The organism is Neisseria sp. P0009.S007, assembly GCF_051962515.1.
The window spans coordinates 2,765-6,022 of record NZ_JBQCVF010000120.1 but is presented as its reverse complement, the minus strand read 5'-3'; the positions used below and the strand labels follow the sequence as shown (position 1 = coordinate 6,022).

At 48.8% G+C, this 3,258-nt stretch carries 5 protein-coding genes; 4 read left to right on the top strand and 1 reads right to left on the bottom strand.

Features of this window, described 5'->3' with window-relative positions; all coding sequences use genetic code 11:
• Positions 1–1,521 (bottom strand): Fe-S protein assembly chaperone HscA (gene hscA / locus ACTHS3_RS09915; protein ID WP_440367867.1); only part of this gene is annotated, 1,521 nt, incomplete at its 3' end.
• A 245-nt stretch (positions 1,522–1,766) separates the two neighbouring features.
• Here hscA and rpsF point away from each other — a divergent pair.
• The 4 genes from rpsF to rplI are packed head-to-tail and all read left to right on the top strand — an operon-like array spanning position 1,767 to position 3,143.
• Positions 1,767–2,138 (top strand): 30S ribosomal protein S6, encoded by a 372-nt coding sequence (gene rpsF / locus ACTHS3_RS09910; RefSeq protein WP_004519252.1) that lies wholly within the window; start codon positions 1,767–1,769, stop codon positions 2,136–2,138.
• Positions 2,135–2,437, top strand: coding sequence for a primosomal replication protein N (gene priB / locus ACTHS3_RS09905; RefSeq protein WP_210386334.1), 303 nt, complete (start codon positions 2,135–2,137; stop codon positions 2,435–2,437). Before rpsF ends, priB begins: the two co-directional genes overlap by 4 nt.
• 6 nt (positions 2,438–2,443) lie before the next feature.
• Positions 2,444–2,674: a 30S ribosomal protein S18 gene (rpsR, locus tag ACTHS3_RS09900; protein WP_003678863.1), complete on the top strand. Its 231-nt coding sequence runs from the start codon at positions 2,444–2,446 to the stop codon at positions 2,672–2,674.
• Between the two features lie 16 nt (positions 2,675–2,690).
• Positions 2,691–3,143 (top strand): 50S ribosomal protein L9, encoded by a 453-nt coding sequence (gene rplI / locus ACTHS3_RS09895; protein WP_003678862.1) that lies wholly within the window; start codon positions 2,691–2,693, stop codon positions 3,141–3,143.
• The last annotated feature ends 115 nt before the right edge of the window (positions 3,144–3,258 follow it).

The following is a 3,258-nucleotide window of genomic DNA, read 5'->3' as shown; positions in this document are numbered from 1 at the left end:
CAAGCCGTAGGAAGGTTTGACTTCGATTTGTGCCTGTACACCGGTGCTTTGTTCTTGTGCGGAAACGGACAGTAAACCGTCGGCATCAACTTGGAAGGTCACGCGGATACGTGCTGCGCCTGCTGCCATGGGCGGAATGCCGCGCAGGGTAAATTTGGCAAGGCTGCGGCAGTCGGAAACGAGTTCGCGCTCGCCTTGTACGACGTGTATTGTCATGGCGGTTTGACCGTCTTTGAAAGTGGTGAAGTCCTGCGCGCGCGCGGTAGGAATGGTGGAGTTGCGCGGGATGATTTTTTCGGCAAGGCCGCCGTAGGTTTCCAGACCAAGCGATAAGGGGGTAACGTCCAGCAGCAGCCATTCGCCGTCGGTTTTGTTGCCTGCAAGGACGTTTGCCTGTATGGCGGCACCGAGTGCGACCACTTCGTCAGGATTGAGGTTGTTCAGTGGGGTTTGTCCGAAGAAGGTGGCAACTGCTTGTTGAACGTGCAGCATACGGGTAGAGCCGCCAACCATAATCACGCCTTTGACATCTGCCTTGGTCACGCCTGCGTCTTTCAAAGCCTGTTTGACGGGCTCGATGGTTTTTTGTACCAGATTTTGGGTCAGATTGTGAAACTCTTGGCGGGTAATGACGGTATGAATTTTATGGCCGTCTGAAAGCGTGGTCTCGATGACGGCTTCGGTTTGAGTGGTCAGTTTTTCTTTGGCAGTACGGACAAGGGAAAGCAGAAGTTGGCTGTCTTGTTCGTTGAGTTTGGAAAGGTCGTTTTGTTCGAGCAAGTAGCAGAACAAACGATGATCGAAGTCGTCGCCGCCCAATGCGCTGTTGCCGCCGGTGGCTTTAACTTCAAACAGGCCTTTAGTCAGTTGCAATACGGATACGTCGAATGTGCCGCCACCCAAGTCATAAACGACAAACGTGCCTTCTGAGGCGTTGTCCAGTCCGTAGGCGATTGCGGCGGCAGTCGGCTCGTTGAGGAGGCGCAAGACATTCAAGCCTGCCAAACGTGCGGCATCTTTGGTGGCTTGACGTTGGGCATCATCAAAATAGGCAGGTACGGTAATGACAGCACCAACCAAATCTCCGCCTAATGTTTCTTCGGCGCGCAATTTGAGGGCTTTGAGGATTTCTGCAGATACTTCGATAGGCGTTTTTGCACCTTGACGGGTGTTTAACTCGACCACGCGCTCATTGGGTGTAAATCGATAGGGCAGGTATTGCGCCTCTTGTGCGAGGTCGGTAAGGGTACGGCCGATCAGGCGTTTGGCGGAGCTGACTGTATTTAGCGGATCGGTTTTTTGGGCAGAAAGGGCGTTTTTGCCGACTTCAACTTCGCCATCCAAATAACGGACAACTGAAGGTAGGGTGGTGCGGCCGTCTGAATCGGGCAGGCAGACTGCGCTGCCGCTGCGTACGGTAGCCACCAAGCTGTTGGTTGTGCCTAAATCAATGCCTACGGCGAGGCGGTGTTGATGGGGGGCGGCGGACATGCCGGGTTCGGAAATCTGCAAAAGAGCCATGATTGTGTGCCTTCTGATGCTGTATTTATTAGGATGGGGCAGATTTTAGCAGATTTTTGGCAGATAGTTGAGTGGATTGCTAGGAAATAACCATAAGGCCTAATGTTGTTTTTTGATTGAAAAGAAAGTGGATTTTGAATCCGGACTTGTATTTTTTAAGAAATGCGGATAAAATTCGACCTCTTTGCCTTGCCTTTTACTTCGCATGGTGAAAGGCTGTTTTTAATCATCCATAAGGAGATAACATGCGTCATTACGAGATCGTGTTTATCGTTCATCCTGATCAAAGCGAGCAAGTGCCTGCTATGGTTGAGCGTTACAAAACCATGATTACTGAAGCCAACGGTAAAATTCACCGTTTGGAAGACTGGGGCCGTCGTCAATTGGCTTACCCAATCAACAAAATCCACAAAGCACACTATGTTTTGATGAATATCGAAACTACTCCTGAAGTGGTTGAAGAGTTGGAAACTGCTTTCCGCTTCAATGATGCCGTACTGCGTCACCTGACCATCAAAACAAAACACGCTGTAACTGAAGCTTCCCCAATGCTGGGCGGCGAAAAAGCAAAAAACTTGCTGAACGGTGCGGCTGAAGAAGTTGCAGCAGCCGAATAAGATTGAACAATCTGATTAAGCTTACCGCCCGTATCTTGCAGATTCAGCCTTTGAGATATACGCCGGCAGGGATTCCTGTTTTAGATGTTGTGTTGCAACATGAGTCTTGGCAGGAAGAAAACGGACAGAAATGTCTGGTCAAGTTTGAGATTCCCGCGCGGATTTTAGGTAAGCAGGCTGAGGAATGGCAGTATCGGCAAGATGCTATCATCGAGTCGGAAGGTTTTTTGGCGCAACGCAGCCAACGCTTCCCCAAGCCGGTACTACGCATACAGAACATTAAAGAATATAAAGGTTAAACGACAATGGCTCGTCAATCATTCAAACGTAGAAAATTCTGCCGCTTTACGGCTGAAAAAATCCAAGAAGTTGATTACAAACAAGTTGATTTGTTGAAAGACTTCATCTCTGAAAACGGCAAAATCATCCCTGCCCGCATTACTGGTACTAAAGCACACTACCAACGTCAGTTGGCTACTGCTGTGAAACGTGCCCGTTTCCTGGCTCTGTTGCCTTACACCGATCAACACAAATAATTTTGGAGTTTAAATCATGCAAATTATTCTGTTAGAAAAAATCGGCGGTCTGGGTAACTTGGGTGACATCGTTACCGTTAAAAACGGTTACGCGCGCAACTTCCTGATCCCTGCCGGTAAAGCAAAACGTGCAACCGAAGCCAACATGAAAGAATTCGAAGCACGCCGCGCTGAATTGGAAGCCAAACAAGCTGAAATCTTGGCTGATGCTAAAGCCCGTCAAGAAAAACTGGAAGGCCAAACCATTACTGTTGCTCAAAAAGCCGGTGTTGATGGTCGTCTGTTCGGTTCTGTTACCAATGCCGACATCGCTGAAGCGATTGTTGCTGCCGGTATCCAAGCTGCTAAAGCAAACGTACGTCTGCCTAACGGCCCATTGAAAGCTGTTGGCGAATACGAAGTTGAAGTGGCTCTGCACACTGACGCTGTTGCTAAAATTACCGTTGCTGTTGTTGCAGCCGCTGAGTAATTGATTCATTCAAGGCCGTCTGAAAATCAAGGGTTTCCTTGGATTTCAGACGGCCTTGTTTATGTGCTTGAGTCGAAGTAAGTAAATATCGATTTGTCTATATTTTTGAGTTTGT